At 45.1% G+C, this 17,036-nt stretch carries 11 protein-coding genes and 1 tRNA gene; 3 read left to right on the plus strand and 9 right to left on the minus strand.

What is annotated here, in order from left to right:
• Positions 1-60 precede the first annotated feature (60 nt).
• The 5 genes from G3M70_14240 to G3M70_14260 form a co-directional block, all read right to left on the minus strand.
• Positions 61-2,172 (minus strand): EAL domain-containing protein, encoded by a 2,112-nt coding sequence (locus tag G3M70_14240; GenBank protein ID QPJ62971.1) that lies wholly within the window; start codon positions 2,170-2,172, stop codon positions 61-63.
• Positions 2,173-2,408: 236 nt separating this feature from the next.
• Positions 2,409-3,170, minus strand: coding sequence for an AEC family transporter (locus G3M70_14245; protein QPJ62972.1), 762 nt, complete (start codon positions 3,168-3,170; stop codon positions 2,409-2,411).
• Positions 3,171-3,304: 134 nt separating this feature from the next.
• On the minus strand, positions 3,305-4,270 hold the full coding sequence (locus G3M70_14250; GenBank protein QPJ62973.1) for an ATP-binding cassette domain-containing protein: 966 nt from the start codon (positions 4,268-4,270) through the stop codon (positions 3,305-3,307).
• The gene (locus G3M70_14255) at positions 4,267-5,265 is read right to left on the minus strand and encodes an ABC transporter ATP-binding protein (protein ID QPJ62974.1); all 999 of its coding nucleotides are present in this window, start codon (positions 5,263-5,265) and stop codon (positions 4,267-4,269) included. Before G3M70_14255 ends, G3M70_14250 begins: the two co-directional genes overlap by 4 nt.
• A gap of 38 nt (positions 5,266-5,303) precedes the next feature.
• Positions 5,304-6,179 (minus strand): hypothetical protein, encoded by an 876-nt coding sequence (locus G3M70_14260; protein QPJ62975.1) that lies wholly within the window; start codon positions 6,177-6,179, stop codon positions 5,304-5,306.
• Positions 6,180-6,485: 306 nt separating this feature from the next.
• Between G3M70_14260 and G3M70_14265 the strand changes: the two genes are divergently transcribed.
• Together G3M70_14265 and G3M70_14270 are read left to right on the plus strand one after the other, a co-directional pair.
• Positions 6,486-6,562, plus strand: a tRNA-Arg gene (locus G3M70_14265).
• 495 nt (positions 6,563-7,057) lie between these two features.
• On the plus strand, positions 7,058-11,326 hold the full coding sequence (locus G3M70_14270; protein ID QPJ62976.1) for a hypothetical protein: 4,269 nt from the start codon (positions 7,058-7,060) through the stop codon (positions 11,324-11,326).
• A 316-nt stretch (positions 11,327-11,642) separates the two neighbouring features.
• Here the strand turns inward: G3M70_14270 and G3M70_14275 are convergent, their stop codons facing one another.
• Positions 11,643-12,068 carry a response regulator gene (locus G3M70_14275; GenBank protein ID QPJ62977.1) on the minus strand — a complete coding sequence of 142 codons (426 nt, stop codon included), beginning with the start codon at positions 12,066-12,068 and terminating at the stop codon, positions 11,643-11,645.
• Positions 12,069-12,441: 373 nt separating this feature from the next.
• Here G3M70_14275 and G3M70_14280 point away from each other — a divergent pair, with 373 nt between their 5' ends.
• The gene (locus G3M70_14280) at positions 12,442-12,789 is read left to right on the plus strand and encodes a hypothetical protein (protein ID QPJ62978.1); all 348 of its coding nucleotides are present in this window, start codon (positions 12,442-12,444) and stop codon (positions 12,787-12,789) included.
• A gap of 99 nt (positions 12,790-12,888) precedes the next feature.
• On the opposite strand, the gene G3M70_14285 is transcribed toward G3M70_14280, so the two are convergent.
• The 3 genes from G3M70_14285 to G3M70_14295 all read right to left on the minus strand — a co-directional run bounded on the left by G3M70_14285 (position 12,889) and on the right by G3M70_14295 (position 16,723).
• Positions 12,889-13,728, minus strand: coding sequence for a M48 family metalloprotease (locus G3M70_14285; protein QPJ62979.1), 840 nt, complete (start codon positions 13,726-13,728; stop codon positions 12,889-12,891).
• The gene (locus tag G3M70_14290; GenBank protein ID QPJ62980.1) at positions 13,725-14,231 is read right to left on the minus strand and encodes an SH3 domain-containing protein; all 507 of its coding nucleotides are present in this window, start codon (positions 14,229-14,231) and stop codon (positions 13,725-13,727) included. Before G3M70_14290 ends, G3M70_14285 begins: the two co-directional genes overlap by 4 nt.
• Positions 14,232-14,344: 113 nt before the next feature.
• Positions 14,345-16,723, minus strand: coding sequence for a HAMP domain-containing protein (locus G3M70_14295; protein ID QPJ62981.1), 2,379 nt, complete (start codon positions 16,721-16,723; stop codon positions 14,345-14,347).
• Positions 16,724-17,036 lie beyond the last annotated feature (313 nt).

Below are 17,036 nucleotides of genomic sequence, written 5' to 3' on the forward strand. Positions count from 1 at the left end.
AAAGGGCAATAAAAACTTGATGTTGAGGAAGAATTGAAGCTGGAAGTGGGGAGACTGGCATTACTCATTTTTGAGTTCAATTGAGTTTTTTAACAATGCTGTCATTTCTCTGTGGGGAATCGGTCTGCTGTAAAGGTAACCCTGAATCTGGTCGCAATTCATTTCACCCAGGAGTTTTCGTTCTTCTTCTTCCTCTACTCCTTCGGCAATAGTTTTTAATTTTAAAGTTTTGGCTAAAGTAATAATCGCTTTGACTATTGCCAGATTTCTTTGGTGTCGAAGATTATGAATAAAGGAACGATCAATTTTTAAATTATTGATGGGTAAATCTCTCAAGTAGGTCAATGATGAATAACCTGTCCCAAAATCATCAATCGCAAGCTGTAGCCCCATATCCCGCATTTGGTTAATTCTGTTTAATGACCCTTTTGTGTCGTCAAGCAGTATGGACTCGGTAAGTTCGAGTTCGAGTCCGGCGGGGTCAATAGCTGAAGATTTCAGGGCCTGATCCACTGTTTGCAGGATATTACTATGATTAAACTGGTAACCAGAAATATTGACAGCTACCGTGAACTCGTTGAGCCCAAGGTCCCTCCATTCCTTGATCGCCTTGCACGCTGTTTTAAGAATCCATTCCCCTAAAGGGACAATCAGCCGACTGCTTTCCGCTACGGGAATGAATTCGCCTGGAGGGACCAGGCCTTTTTCAGGATGGTTCCAGCGTAGCAGAGCTTCAACGCCCATGATTTGAAAATTTTTGGTTGAAACTTTGGGTTGATAGTACAGAACGAATTCATCCTGCTCCAGGCCGCGATACAACGCATTCTCAATTTTTAATTGATTAGCCGCCTTGGTAAGAAGAGAGGAATTATAGAATTGATAAGTTCTTTTGCCATGTTCTTTAGCCCTGTGCATGGCAGCATCGGCTCCCATTAAAAGGGAAACCGGGTCTTTACCATCGTAAGGAAACAAGGCAATTCCAACACTTGCCCCTACCCGAACTTCTTCTTTTTCGATGGAGAAGGTTTGTTCAAAAAGACGCATCAGTTTTTTTCCCATTCTGGAAGCATCGCCTTCTTCTTTGATGTTTAGCAATATGAGAAATTCATCACCACCAAGCCTGGCGACAGTGTCCTCTTTCCTCAAACACTGAACTAATCGGTTTGCTATCAATTTCAAAAGCTCGTCACCCGCTTTTGGTCCGAGACCTTCATTTAAGGTTTTGAAATTGTCGATATCCAAAACGATGATTGCGAACAGGGTGTCATGACGTTCTGCGTAGGCCTGGAAGAACTGAATCCGGTCATTGACCAGATTCCGGTTGGGTAGGCCCGTTAGTGAATCGTAATTATTCTGATTTTCCCCTGTTCCATTCAGGGGCTTCGAGCCATTTTTATCCTTGAAGATTGCAATAAAAAGGGATTCCGAAGAATGTCCCATTGGCTGGATGATGGCATCGGTAATATATTCTTCATCATTTTTCAGGTTCACAAGAGCTTGAAACTTTAGAGAGTTTTGCTTGCCTGCAATAATCTGATCCATTTGGGAAATAAATTTTCCTTTGGATAAATCCTTTATCAAATCATAGATGGTCAAGTTTTGAATATCCATTGGGAGATATCCTAATCGCCTTACCGCAGCAGTGTTGGAGCGAACCAATCGGCCACTTGGAAAGTCAAATATCAGGATTTCACTCGGGGAACTGTCTATAATCTGATGGATTTGGGAGGATAATTGCTCTTGTGATTTGATTTTGTGATAACCCAGAGCCAGGTCTTGAAGGTTTCCGCGGACACGCTGGCACATGGTGGTCAATACTGTTGAGAAAAAAGAGTGATGGTTGACTAAAAGTTTCTGGAAAAAGTCATTGGGTATCTCCATTAACTGACTTTCACTGGAGGCTATTATGGTTGCTGATCTGGGCTTTTCTTCGATTACAGCCATCTCTCCAAAAAACTGACCCTGCCAAATAAGGGCAATTTCCTGTCCTTCCTTATATAAGGCCAGACGTCCTGAAATGACGGCGTAAATTGTCTCACCAGGATCCCCTTCCTCGAACAAGGTCTCGTTTGCATCCAGATGAATAAGAGACGAGATTGTAATCAATTCTTCTAGAACTTCATCAGGGAGATATTGAAAGAGCTCGATTTCCTTTAGTTGGGAAACTTCCATGAGTCACGCGGAATAAAATATTTCTTTATTTTAGATTGGATTTTGATGTGATTGTATTATCGAATCTGGGTGGTTGCCAGTTAAAAATTGAAGGTATAGATACACATTGATACGAAGCAACCTTGCCAGGGAATAGAAATGATTGTTTACTTGTTTAAAAAATGAAAACCAAAACCTGATATTTTTTTAACTAATTCAAAATGTTTTGGAAGAGATTCAATATTCTCAGAACTTTTTCAAGTGATGTAATAAAGGACCAGAGGGATAATAAAAATAGAGGCAAATGTTGATAAAGCCACTGTGGAGGCGACAAGTTCAGGGTCTGCCTGGTATTTTTCAGCAACCAGAGCACCGATTACTGCGCTGGGCATGACTGCCTCCAGAAGCACAACCTTTTGAGGGAGGCCTTCCAGCTTAAAAAGCCAGATACATAAAACGGCCGCCAACAGACCTCCGCCTAATCGAAATATTCCTGCCAAAAGAGGTAATTTCCATTGGCGTATTTTGACCCGTGACAACTGCATTCCCAGAACTAATAAAACAATCGGAATTGTGGCTGATTCAAGAAGTGACAAGGGTTGAATCAGGATTTCTGGAACGTCTACCTCTCCAAGGTTCATCCACATGGCGATTGCGATGGCGTAGATCACAGGTTCTTTAAAAAGCTGAAAAAAGCCTTTCTTCTCTGCAACGATCAACGAGCCAAGCGTAAAAATTCCCAGGAGGGAGGCCAGATAGAAAACCAGGGCATAGGGAAAAGCCTCTTCACCAAATGCTGAAAGTAAAATCGGGAAAGGCAGGTTAACCGAATTCATGAACATGATCGGAAGATACAAGCCTCGATGGTTCATGTCTTGCTTTTGAAAATAGAGCCAGGCCAGGACACCTGGCAATAAGAGGATGATCCAGGCGGAAAGGAAAAGGGTGTTGAGTTGACCGGCATGCAATTCCATTTGGTAAAGATGCACAAACGCAAAAGAGGGGATAAGCAGACTCATGCTGACCCCTACCAGTGTTTCAATCCCATTTTTGAATATTTTGTTAAACAGGTATCCCAAGCCTATTACGATGAACGCAGGAGTGACGTGATGGGTGACTGACAAAACACCTGACGCTATTTGGGAAAGGTCGCTCAAGAATAAAGATGGCAATGGACGAAATGTCCGTCTTCGATCTGGACCATTTGGGGAATCTGGGTCTTGCAATGGTCCCGGGCTTCCGGGCAGCGTGGATGGAAATGGCACCCGGAGGGTGGGTTCATGGGAGAAGGAACTTCCCCGGCCAAAGGGGCTCTCCTGGCACGCTCTTTAGGATTTAAATTGGGCTTGGAAGCAAGCAGTGCACGGGTATAAGGGTGTGCTGCCCCTTCATTCAGTTTTTTAGTTGTGGCCAGTTCAACCACCCGGCCAAGGTACATCACCGCCGTTCGATTCGACAAGTGCTGAACAACATTCAGATCGTGGGAGATAAACAGCAGGGTCAGGTTGAATTCTTTTTTAAGATTCATAAGCAGGTTGATTATCTGTGCCTGAATAGATACATCAAGTGCAGACACCGGTTCATCGCAGACTATATAATCCGGATTGAGTGCTAATGCTCGTGCTATTCCGACCCGCTGTCTTTGGCCACCCGAGAACTCATGGGGGTATCGATTTTTATATTGAGGGGATAATCCGACCCGGTTCATTAGTTCATCCAGTTTTTCTGAAATGTTGTCACGTGTAGCTCGACCATGCACCAGTAAGGCTTCTCCTAGAATCTGCTGTACAGTAAACCTTGGATTTAATGAACTGAAGGGATCCTGGAAAATAATCTGCATTCTTGGACGGAGCAGTTTGAGATCCTGCGGTCGAAGTTTCAGAATATCCTGTCCCTCAAACTTTATTTCGCCTTCTGTGGGTTCAATCAATCGAAGCGTCATTCTACCCAGTGTGGTTTTCCCGCAACCGGATTCTCCGACGAGCCCAAGTATCTCCCCTTTCTCAATTGAAAGTGAAACATCGTCAACAGCTTTAACCTGGGAAACGACTTTTTGAAACAAGCCTGCATAAACAGGAAAGTATTTTTTTAGGGAGTTTATTTCAAGAAGCGGTGTCATGGTGTCACCGGGTTTCCAGGAGAGGCTTGATACAACCAGCAGGCTGTACGATGTTCAGAGGATCCTCCTGGAGCAGGGAACCAGTCTGGCGGATTCTCGGCACAGGGTTCGTGAACTTCACTACACCTGGGGTGAAAAGCGCAGCCATTGGGCAGGCGGGTGGGGTGAGGAACCATTCCCGGAATGGTTTCAAGGGGAAGCCCGACTTCTCCCTTTGGCAACGAATTTAACAACCCGCGAGTATAAGGGTGGGCCGGATTCTCAAACATAGTTTCGACGCCTCCTTCCTCAACAATCTTCCCGGAATACATGACAGCAACCCGATCTGCATATTGAGCAACGATTCCCAGATTGTGGGTGATGAGGAGAATGGCCATCCCTGTGTTTCGCCGCAATTCATCCAAGAGTTCCAATATCTGGGCTTGTACTGTAACATCCAGCGCGGTGGTGGGTTCATCTGCAATCAACAATTTGGGGTTGCAGGCAATCGCCATGGCAATCATCACCCGTTGTTTCATGCCACCAGAAAGTTCATGCGGATACTGATTGAGTCGGGTTTCAGGTGATGAGATCGCTACCTTTTTTAGCATGGAAAGGGCCTGCTCGCGCGCTTCGGACTGTGTAACATTCCGGTGTCTCAGGATGACTTCCATTATCTGGTCACCTATGGTGAAAATGGGGTTTAGTGACGTCATGGGTTCCTGGAAGATCATCCCGATGGCATTCCCGCGTATATTTTGTAAGCCTTGCTCATCTAATTTTAGCAGGTCGGTTTCTTCAAACTCTATTCTTCCGGAAGCAAAACGGCCGGGAGGAGTGGGGATCAGGCCCATTACACTAAGGGCAGTTACAGATTTGCCACACCCTGACTCACCGACTAGGGCAAGAATTTCTCCCTGATCGAGATGGAGGTCAATATTGCGAACCGCCTGGACTACGCCATCGTCGGTATCAAAGCAGGTATTGAGGTCGCTTATTGAAAGAAGGTGGGACATGGACTACTCATTTGGTGCCCACAAAGATTCGGGCTTATTTATTGGGGAAGGTCATCGAACACATCATCGTACCGGTAGTCCTCGTCTTCTTCATCAATCTCATACCGGGGTACAGAGGGATCGATACGGTCAGCCCAGGCGTCTATTCCGCCGTCCAGGGTTTTGGCATTGTGCAGGCCTTTTTCTGCAAGATACTTTTCAAAACTGGGACCCCTGTCGCCTTTCCAGTCGATCAAGATGATTTCGTTTTCCGGCTTCAGTTTCCCCAGGATAGATTCCACTGTTTCTTTTGTTATAAACTCGGCCCCTTTGAATTTTGCGATGTCGTATTCCCAACGTTCCCGGATGTCAAGAATTCTCAGGTTGGGATCACCATCATCCATTTTGGCCTTGAGGTCTTCAGGTGAAATCAGGCTTACGGTTTGATCACCCATTTCATTGTTGAGCAAAGCCAGGATTTCCGTGACATTCTTGCTATGGGCTTCAGCAACTGAATTTACGGTTTCTCCTTCTTTGTATCCGGCTACCGGCATCCCAATTTGAAACTTCTTGAAAAGCAGCGTGTGGACTTCCGGCAATTGCTGGTTCACTTCCGTCATCAAGGTGTCACGGGTGAAGGGACCATCTGGCATGTCCAATTCAATTTCAGTGACCTTGAGAATGTGATAACCATAAGGTGAATGAATAGGGCCAAGAATTTTCCCCACATCGTTTTCAGAGATTGCCTGCCCGATTAATCCCTGGGCATTTTCTTCAGGCATCCAGCCCAGGTCACCCTCAGCTTCTTTTGAGGGGCAAGTACTGAAACTGGCCACAGCTTCGGTAAACGAAGTTCCCTCGTCTAGAGCTTTTTTTGCCTTGACGACATCATCTACCTGTGGACTGAAAATTTGACTGACACGTACTTTGATCATGCGGAAACAACCTCCTGGATATTTTCAAAGGCGACCCTGGAATTTATAAAGAGGAAGCCTATGGATTAAAATTCAGGTAAGCATCATATAATGCCCCCGACCGGGAATCAAATCCTTTGGGTAGTGAGGGTTTTTGGAAGATCAGATACGGTGAATGAAGGGAAAGTTCCGTGATTTGTATGGAAACAATAGGAAAGGCCTCGTTGGCTTATAAAAGAGCAGTTTTGCAGGCTGGGAAATGGTGATATATTGGAATTTGTTTTGACCAGCCTGGATATTTTTTTAAGATAAACCAACCCAAAATACGTCCCCGTAGCTCAGTTGGATAGAGCACAGGATTCCTAATCCTGGGGCCGCAGGTTCGACTCCTGCCGGGGACACCATCTTGCCATGGGGCAAAGAGCAAATTTTGCTGAATGTTTTAGTTTGAAAAATTTTTAAAAGCAAAATAGAGCAGGGTGGGTGTCAATATGGTCGTGTTGATTATCCCATGGGTGAATGCCGTTGTGTTCAGTCCTAAGCCTGGCCCAATCCTCCTTTCATAACAAAAGGAAAGCGATAAGCCGACTACACCTGTAGTTAAACCCAATGTCAGGTAAATATTCTGGTAATTGAGATTGCTTGTTTGGAATAAGTATATAAACCAAAATAAGTGATGCCAGAAGCGTTAAACAAACTCACTCCTGATGTTTTTCTGTTTAAAGTGTATCCGCTTTTGGCTTAAAGATATTTTTAAAATAGAACGATAAGAGATATATAAATCAACCAGTTGATAGGATTTCCCCCTTTTCGGCTTTTCCGGATATCCCGTGTTTGGTCAAAATCGAACATATTATTTTTATGCTTTGAAACATCAATCCCTTATTTTGCTAGGGTTTATGGGGTTCTCCCTGCTTTTTTCTACCGCCCTTTTTGCAAAGCCGGGTTATTACGAGGGGCATATTGAAGCTTCCGGAAAATTTGGCTCAGAACGGGATATAGGCCGCTTTGACTTGTTTCTTCCTTTGGCTCAATCCAAAAAATCCCTGTTTTTCGGAGATTTTCGTGGTGTCGTTGCCTCAAACTCTACTGAAGAAGGAAATTTTGGAATGGGGCTCCGTCGTATCATTCCGGGCAAAAACTTTGGTTTAGGTTCCCTGATTGCCGGGGGATACACGTTCTATGATGTAAGAAGTTCAGAGAACGACTTCACCTATCACCAGGCTACTCTGGGTTTCGAATTACTTGGCAACCGGTGGGATTTCCGCGCAAACGGTTATATTCCGTTTGGAGACACTTCCAACATTCTATCTTCACGAAATGTGGCTCGTTTTTCGGGACCCGAAACTGCTCCGCTCTCGTTGTCTGGAACCTCGGTTCTGGCTGGGAACTTCACACGGAACGATACAGTAACCATGATGGTCGCGCGTGAACGTGCTTTAAGTGGCTTTGATATGGAAGGGGGCTATAAGTTTGACCTGACCCGTCGCCAAAGCTTATGGCTGTATGGTGGATTTTTCCAATTCAATAATGTTGAGGGTCTTCCTGATATTAATGGACCTCGACTACGTGCAGAATACCGGCTGGAGGATGTTTTTCGGGTTCGTGGCGCGCGATTGACGCTTGGAGCTGAATGGCAGGATGACGATGTTCGTGGCAGTCAGGGTGCTGGAATGATTCGAATCAGGGTTCCGTTGGAAAAGCTTCTTCCAGGGAGGAGGAGTCGCCGGACCTATAGAGACATTCGTTCCCGCATGAATGCAACCATCATCCGCGATATTGATGTTGTCACTCATGCACAGGATCTTGATGCTGCTGCTGATTCTCCCGATGCTCCCGAGATGGAGGAAGAAATTGTTCCGACCACGATTCAGGGAGGAGTCGCTACCGATCCCGCAACAGGGCAGCCATTAAATGTATATTTTGTCACCGAGAATGGAGCGGGTGACTGTACGCAGAACAATCCCTGTTCCGTCGCCAGAGCCCAGAGCGATGGGAATTACGGCTCCGGCGACGTTCTTGTCCTTCGAAGTTCCAACGGAAACATAAAAGAAAATATTCTGCTGACACAACCACGGCAGCAGGTTGTTGGGGGCGGGAACACCGGAACGGCAGGAATCCAGTTTTCGAATGGCAGCCAACTGAACCTGAGTAACCTTGGGAGTCGACCCACTCTTGCACCTGCCACTGGCACTGCTTTGACCATGTCCGATGGTTCCACTGCAAAGGGTTTCACCATTCATTCTGGCGCGACGGGTGTTCTGGTTAATGATGTCACCGGTACCATGAACGATGTTGTTGTCATGGGAGGCACAGTAGGAATCTCCGTGCAGGGCTCCGGAAACCTGGTGGCAACAAGTACTACCGTTCAAAATAACGCATCCACGGCAATCCAGTTGTTGAATCACAACGGATTTGTCTCGTTCGATGGCATGGTATTAAACCCATTGGGTTCTGCCATTCAGGTGGATGGTGGATCGGGTATGTTGGCTTTTGGAGGAAACGTTACTCAAAACAATAACGCGGCCTTGTTGGAAGTACTCAATGGCCATTCAGGGTCTGCACAGTTTTCCAACGGCACCTTGTCTGGCTCCAATGGTTCGGGACTTTCTTTCAATAATGCCGATGGTTCTTATACCTTTGCTGGCACGACCACTCTATTTGGAGGTCTTGCCGGGGTTGATATTACGAATGGATCAACAGGAACCTTTAATTTTGGAACTAACACTTCGATCAGTGAGCGTACGGCAGCAGCCTTCAATCTGGATGGAGGGACTCCGACTGTCACGTACTCCGGCACGATCAACAATGCGGTGAACGATGCGATAGCAATAGCGAACACGACGGGCGGAAGCGTAAATTTTAATAGTGCACTGGCAAATGCAATTAATGATACAGGAAGCGGAGTTTTTCTAAATTCCAATGCGGGTTCAGTCTCGATAAGAAACGCCTTGCTTCAGGGCAGCGAAGGTATCGACATCAATGCGGGTTCAGGAAACTATTTTTTCACAGACACTAAAATTCTCCATACAACAGGGACACCGGTTGATATTGCCGGGGGGACCTCAACCCTGACATTTGAAGGCACTATTTCGCAGGCGAACAACACAGCGCTGGTAAATGTATCAGGGGGGCATGCTGCCGGTACAGTCATGTTCCGAAACGGCACACTTTCAGCATCCAATGGAACGGGTCTGCAATTCGACAATGCAGATGGGACTTATCATTTTGCGGGCACAACTACATTAAATGGTGGTGATGCTGGAATCGATATTCTGAACGGTTCAGCGGGTACTTTCAATTTTGGGCCAGCCACATCCATCACAAGCCCTACAGGATCTGCATTCAACCTGGCGGGAGGGACCGCAAGTGTTACTTATAAAGGAAACATTACCCAGACAGGTAACAATGCTCTGGTTTCAGTCTCTGGTGGGCATTCAACCGGAAAGGTTGTGTTTAAACTTGGAACCTTGAGTGCAACCAATGGAACAGGATTGCAATTCGATAATGCAGATAGCACTTACCAGTTCGATGGAGCCACAACCTTAAATGGCGGAGATGCGGGAATCGACATTCTGAATGGATCAGGAGGAGCTTTTACCTTTGGTTCTGGAACTACGATTACCAACCCAACGGGTGTGGCAGTGAATATTGCCGGGGGTACTTCCAGTGTTACTTTCAGTGGGAATATTACTCAAATAGGAAATGTGGCAACGGTCAATGTCTCGGGCGGGCATTCTGCTGGAACTGTAAGGTTTGATACAGGAACCATCAACGTTAGCAATGGCACCGGACTTCAATTCGACAGCGCAAATGGCACCTATCAGTTCGAAGGGGTCACTAATTTGAATGGAGGCGATGCAGGAGTCGATATTCTAAATGGTTCTACAGGTACCTTCACCTTTGGCTCGGGTGCCTCAATAATAAATCCTACCGGGACTGCCTTTAATGTTGCTGGGGGTTCATCAAGTGTTACCTACAGTGGAAACATCACTCAGACAGGAAATGTCGCGACGGTAAATATTGCGGGTGGGCACTCCGGGGGAACAATCCGTTTCGATTCGGGTACCATCAATGTCACTAATGGAACTGGCCTTCAGTTTGATAATGCAGATGGCACTTATCAGTTTGAGGGAACCACGTCGCTGAACGGAGGCGATTCGGGAATAGATATCCTGAATGGATCAGGAGGTACCTTCACATTTGGTACCGGTACAACTATAACCAATCCCACTGGAACGGCATTCAATATTGCCGGAGGAACAGCAAACGTAACTTTTGATGGGAATATCAGTCAGACCAATGCTTCGCGTCTGGTTAATATCGATGGTATGACTGGTGGGTCTGTCATCTTTCAAATTGGAAAACTGACTGGGGGAGCGGCGAGCACAGGTGTGTTGATCAATAACTCTGCGAGTAATGTCACCTTCAGCGATTTGGATCTGGGAAGCAGTGCAGGCAGGATGACAAATCAAGCGGTGAACTTGAGCGGTGCAAACACAGGGACATTTACCTTTTCCAGCCTGAACATTTTTACCAATGGTGCGACAGGTTTTGGCGCGAACAATGGAGGAACGGTCAATATCACCGGGGCTGGCAATACCATCGACACGACTTTAGGAACAGGTTTGAGCCTGATTAATACAACAATAGGAACCAGTGGGCTCACATTCGAGAGTATCAATGCCTCAAACACCCTGGGGCAGGGAATAACTCTGGATACCACCGGAGGCCTGGGTGGTTTGACAATTACGGGAACAGGAACTGCCGGGAGCGGTGGAACACTTTCAGGATTTGCGACCGGCTTGTTTGCCAACTCAATTCTGAGAGTTGATGTGGCTGACATGAATATTGGGGGAAGTACAGCTGATGGGGTCAATATCGCGACGGCCAATACGGTTAATCTGTCCGGACTCAATATAACGAACAGCGCTACAGACGGGGTACTCTTGAACACTGTCAACAGCGTAACATTAAATAACCTTTCTATTGCAAACGCCGGGGACGATGCTTTTGACTTCGATGGAAACTTCACGTCAATTTCAGGAGTCGGCTCAAGTCTCACTGCGCCAATCGGGACCTCCTGTGAAACTGCTGGTGCAACCATCACCAACAATACCCTGACTTTTACGAATGCTGGTGGCACGCCAAACTCAACCTGTCCCTGATTTATAAAAATACTAAAAAGAGGCGGAATTGATAACCCGGGAGGGAAGGATGTCTTTGCAAAACCGCGATACCAACGGAGTGTTTTATCTATAGCAAATTTGATAAAAACCCACCATCGCTTGCGACCAAAGGGAGCGCGGCGAAGGTATTTCCCCTAAGTTTTCGTGTCCCGAAGGGGTAGATCCAGAGGTTATTTCCCAGTTTCCTCTGAGTGTTGCCTGGCTGAATTGCTTCGTCGCAAAAGTTCCTCACAATGACGGACACTTTGTTCCAAAATACTCCACTTTTGCAAAGCTCTATGAGGGAGCAGCAGGGTTAAGAATCAGTACCGTCTTCTTGTTGAAAGGGGCTTTCTTTTCGTCCTGACATGCGTTCGGAGTAGGTTTGAATTCCTTTTGAGATAACTTCGAGGAGGTTGGTCTTTGAAATGGGCTTTTTGATAAAACCGTCTGCATGGAGGCCTGACGGAATCTGTTCCTTAGAAAGACTGCTCATTAGGAGAATAAAAGGCTCCGGTGACATATCCTGTACAGCATGCAGGACCTCAACCCCGGTCATGTGGGGCATCATGTAATCGACAATTATCAGGGAAATTTCAGGGTTGTCTTTTAAAATCTGTAAACCCTGCCGCGCTTCAGTGGCGGTGTGTATAAAATATGGGCTTCCTTCAAGATAGCGTTTGATTAACAGAAGAGTGGTTTGATCATCATCAATAAGCAAAATTTTACCAGTCAATTTCATAAGATTTGCCAGCTGAATAAAAGTTAATACATGAATATGATTGGCCCATGAATGATTTCAACCTGAAAGTATTTGTTTAAACAAAACATTCAGAATTGGGCCTTCAACCATCTGAAAAAGTTCAGACAATTCTATTAATTTTCACAAGTACTTTACCTTAAAACCTCAATATATTAGAAAAAAATTTATGAGTTATGAATTAGATAATTTGTGATTTAAGGGTCATTGGAATCAGGGTAAAGGGTAGGGGGGAATTTTTATTAGTAAGTGGTTGAAATATTTTGGGATATTGCTTGCCCTGCCCGTTATTTTAATTTATCCTAAGAAAACCAACACACTAATAATTGGCAACAACTGGTGAAAGGGATGGATCATGATTTTAAATAAGCGGGTTTTATTGTTGGGAATCGCATTGCTGACTCTAACCTTTATGTTTAGTTCAGTGGCCCTGGCGGATGATAGCAAGGAATTCGCCATTAAAAACCAGCGAGTGGTGACACCGCCGATGAATGAAAATCCAAATATGACCCACTGGCTGTTTGTCAAATGTGACTATTGGGCCGGATGTTATATGCCTTGTCGTGGTACTTTGAAAGCTTGTATGAAAATTGCCCATGAAGCAAACTGGACCGTTCTTAATATTAATTCTCGCGTTGAATCCAATCATTTTGAGGCTAATAGCCTTCAAGGTCCAGTGTCGCTACCTTCAAAACCAAAATAGCTTATAGTTTTTAAAAAACTGATACCGTATTTTTATGGGAACCCGGAGTACCGGGTTCCCTTTTTTTTCTTCTGTACTTAATATTAAAGATAAGTTTTATTAAAGTTGGCCTTGAACCATTTGGGTAAATTCTGCAGCATATTTTGGCTGGGATAGCCCCTGGCTGAATCGGCTTAATTTTTGTGCCAGATTATCAAGCCTATCCTGCGGAGTCGGGTGGGTACTCCAGAAAACGGACTCATGACCAGAACGGGAATTCAGAGTCGTCAAAAAGTTTTTTAAGCCTCCAGGATGATAACCCAGCCGATTGCTATAATCAGTACCCACTTCGTCCGCTTCATGTTCAAGTCCCTTGTCCAACCCATGGGAAAACAGGGTATCAGCAGCTTGCTCAATAATTTCATCAAACAATTCTGGGTCTGCTCCCATAGCCCCTATGGTTAGAGATCCAAGGCCTGCCATTTTTTTATTGCGCTCAATGGTTTGCAAAGCATGACGGTGAGTTATGTGTGCAAGCTCATGACCAAGGACTCCTGCCAATTCGGCTTCGTTGTGAACTAGCTTAAGCAGTCCCTTGCTGACAAAAACGTAACCACCTGGGGTTGCAAATGCATTGGGTTCTTCAGAATTCAGTATGGCAAAGTAATATTTTATTCCCGGCCTGTCTGAAACATCGGCCAGGGCCTGGCCCAGGGTAGTGATGTACCGCTGGACCTTGTCGTTTTTATAGGGGCCACCAAAACGATTAAAAACCTGGATGGCCAGTGATCCTCCAATAGCAAGCTCCTCTTCCAGCTCTATTGGTTTCATGGATTCAACAGCCATAGCCCCGCCTTTTCCCAGACTGTAGGCTTGGTATCCTTCAATGATGGGGGCCGCGGCTGCTACGCAACCACTGCAGATAGCAAGTATTAAAAGTAATAGGGTATTTTTTTTCATTCCTGGTATTCTCCCAGTTTACGGCTGGACAGGAATCGGTCTACCTCACTGGCAGAGACGCCGTAGTTTTCCATGTCCTTCACAGCCTGAATATCAGCTTTGGAAATACCTTTTTTCTGAGCGTGTTGTTCGGAAACAGGGCTCAATCCCCGGATACTTGAGGATGAAGAAGATTCACGTACAGCCATTTTTTCTCCTTTGAGAGAGGCAAGGTCACCTCCCTTTTCAGGGGCTGAATCTCCCAGTTTGAATTTGAACACGAACCCTTTCCTTCCTGAAGAAGTGATCACCTTATAAAACTTCCCCTGGATACCTGAAGTCTCAAGTTCCTTGCCGGCACCGACGAGTTCCACAACTTTAGAGCGGGCTGAGGCTTCTTTATAAACTTTAGTGCCCGATTTTTTCACGTAACGGGTTTCTGCCCAAATGGAATCTGGTGTCAGGGATGCCAGAAAAAATAATCCCAATGTTAATGTGAAATGATTTTTGAACGAATGTGACATACGCTTCCTCTATGGAAAGAATTGGAAAAGAGGACGGGGTTTTTTGAACTAAGGTATTTTAACAAAAAAGGACGGGCCTTCAGGCCCGCCCTTAGGTGATCTTCGCATAATAATCAGCATTTAAACTGGCTGACCAGCTCTTGAAGTTCAGCTGCCATTTTGGACATTTCTGAGGCTGCAGTTTGAGTATTCGTCGCTCCTTCTGTGGTGCTCTTGGCTGCGACGGCAACACCGGATATGTTTTCGGAAATTTCCGAACTGCTACGCGCTGCTTCATTCACACTTCGACCAATTTCGTTGGTGGTCGCCGTCTGTTCTTCGACAGCGCTGGCGATTGTGCTGGAGATGTCACTGATTTTGTTGATAACGCCTGTGATTTGGCCGATTGAATCAACCGCATTTGACGTATCTTCCTGGATTGCCTGGATTTTCTGACTGATTTCCTCAGTCGCTTTGGCTGTTGCATTGGCCAGCTCTTTAACTTCGTTGGCCACAACTGCAAACCCTTTGCCTGCCTCTCCGGCCCTGGCTGCTTCGATGGTTGCATTCAAGGCAAGTAGGTTGGTTTGTTCGGCGATGGAATTGATCACCTTAATGACGTGTCCAATTTCTGCACTACTATCACCAAGTTTGGAAACCTTTTCATTGGCAGTCTTGGCCATTTCAACAGCAGATGAGGCCACCTGGGCAGCTTGCGATGAACTCTCAGCAATTTCGCGAATACTGGCGTTCATCTCTTCTGATGCCGCAGCCACCGCATTCATATTTTCGTTAACGGTAGTGGATGCATTGGTGACGACATCAGCCTGGGCAGAAGTCTCTTCCGCATTTCCTGACAACTGTTGACTCACTTCCGACATTTTGGAAGAGGAGTCCGTCAGGTAGTTTGAGTTTTGACCTATTCGAGCCATGCTTGTCCTCAGGGTTTTGAGGAAATTTGAAAGGCCCGCACCCATTTGTCCAATTGCATCGTTACCATTTACCATCACTTGTTTTGTCAAGTCACCACTAGCGGCAGCCTTGACGGTATCCAGCATTTGGTCTACCTTGGTTTGAAGTTCTACAGCCTGCTTCCGCTCGCGTTCTGTTATTTCTTTGCGCTCACGTGCTTGAACCAGCATATCTCCAAGGGCGGTATGGAATTCTCCTTTCACTTCGAACTGGTCATTCTCCGTATTTCCCTGGAGGATTTCTTTTGAATGGTCCATGAAGCTTCTCAACCCGGACATCAAACTATTGAATGATCCAAAAAGAATCCCCACCTCATCACGACTTGTTACTTCCAATTCTTCATGAGTCAGGTTTCCGTTACCAGCCTGTTCCATTGATTTGGCCATCTTTTGCATGGGTGTAATGACCATCTTGGAAAAGAATCCGGCAATTGCTATCAGGAAGGCAAGGCTAATACCTGTCGAGATACCGACGGCATAGAAAATTTGATCCTGACTTTCCTTTGCCAACTGGGCAAATCTTGTGACGGCGGCGTCACTCGCCGTCCGTAGCTCGTTCCCAAGATTTAAAATGTCAAACTGAGCTTTTCGGTAAGGGTCTGAATTTGTTTCAGATTTGATCATCGAGTCAACAGCATTTGAAAAATTACCAAATAATCCTTCTACCCTGGTTAAATGGTTTTGAAGTTCAGGATCGTCAACCCTTTCGATTGAAGTGTATTCCGTCATTTTTAAATCCAGGGGAAATTCTCCGCCCTTTTGAACTGCCCTGAGAGTATCAACAAAAATCTTTTTTGCGTTATTAAACTCGGACATATTTGCATTCAGTTCAGATTTACCGACTCCGATGGCATTGGAATAGACCAGACGGTAGTTTCGGATTCCCAGCATATCACCTACTTTAAAATCTTTTCCTTTCATTGCAGTATGGCAACCTGCGCAGGCCTGAACTGTTGCAATATCTGCAGTATAAAGGCCCATATAGAGTTTTCCGCTCTCCTCGTATACTTTAGAGAAGATCTTTTTGGGGTTTTTCTTTAAAAACCGGTTAGCTTCTTTGTCTAACGAGGTTGCTAATACCTGTTTGGGATTGATTGGGTCTTCTGAAATAATACTTACTGTAAAGTCCCGGCCTTCTCCGACTTTTTCATTGACCATACGTGTGAAAGTAGCAGGAAACGGAATGGCTGGATGGCCTTCATTATCGGGGTCCATACTGATCGGGAATTGGGTGGCTTTTACTGGTTTAACAACCATCTGCGTATAAGTACCCCGCATTTTGGTTATAAAACGGTCCAAATCATTGGTCTGTTTTTCAATAGTCTTTTTTCGGCTTTGGGACATGCCATAACCCAGTACAGATTTAGACATAGCCTGGGTCAACATTCTTTGTCGTCCGAGGGCGTTTGTTATCTTGGTGTCATCACTGGACTTCAACAGGTTTGATGTGATTGCCCACCCAGAACCAATCAGCACTAGAAATAGAAGTGTAAAAGCTCCAAATATTTTTTTCTTTAATGAAAGATTTTTGATCATTTCCATGGTAGCCTCATGTCCTCTTTTTCTTAATGTTTGTTAGTCATGACCAGGAAAAATGTATAAAAAACGTGTCGAATCCCAACTGAAAAAATTCAATATAGATTTTTACCCGAAAAAATTTTCTCTCAATTGATGAAGTTAGTCTAAGGGCGTGAAATTCAAAATCAATGGAAAAATAATAAGAAATTTCAAGTTTTATTTTTATTTATAAAGATGTTTTTCTGGTTATTTGAACAGATAGATCCGTCCGTTTATTAATAAGCCCCTATGATTTGCCCTAAAAAATAAGCAAGTATAGGTTGTATAAGGGGTCCAG

This window comes from Candidatus Nitronauta litoralis (assembly GCA_015698285.1).
In the GTDB taxonomy this organism is placed as follows: domain Bacteria; phylum Nitrospinota; class Nitrospinia; order Nitrospinales; family Nitrospinaceae; genus Nitronauta; species Nitronauta litoralis.